The 290-nt window shown below is 65.5% G+C and carries 1 protein-coding gene; it reads left to right on the top strand.

What is annotated here, in order from left to right:
• On the top strand, nt 1–290 hold a 290-nt coding region (locus tag HMPREF0298_RS11340; RefSeq protein WP_006841349.1), incomplete at both ends, for an IS256 family transposase.

Here is a 290-nt window from a genome sequence, read left to right as displayed (position 1 = left end):
ATGTTTCCTGCGACGCGTTGACCATGAAGGTCCGTGAAGGCGGACGGGTCGTGAAAACCTCCGTGCTGCTGGCCACCGGCGTGAACGCGGAAGGCTACCGCGAACTACTCGGCATGCAGGTCGCCACATCCGAGTCCGTGGCCTCCTGGACCGGTTTCTTCCGCGACCTCAAGGCCCGGGGCCTGAATGAGGTGTACCTGGTCACCAGCGACGCACACCTGGGGATCCAGCACGCCATCGGCGAGGTCCTGCCGAACGCCTCCTGGCAACGCTGCCGCACGCACTTCGCG

The organism is Corynebacterium lipophiloflavum DSM 44291, from assembly GCF_000159635.1.
Taxonomy (GTDB): domain Bacteria; phylum Actinomycetota; class Actinomycetes; order Mycobacteriales; family Mycobacteriaceae; genus Corynebacterium; species Corynebacterium lipophiloflavum.
This window is presented reverse-complemented; position numbering and strand designations above follow the sequence as displayed.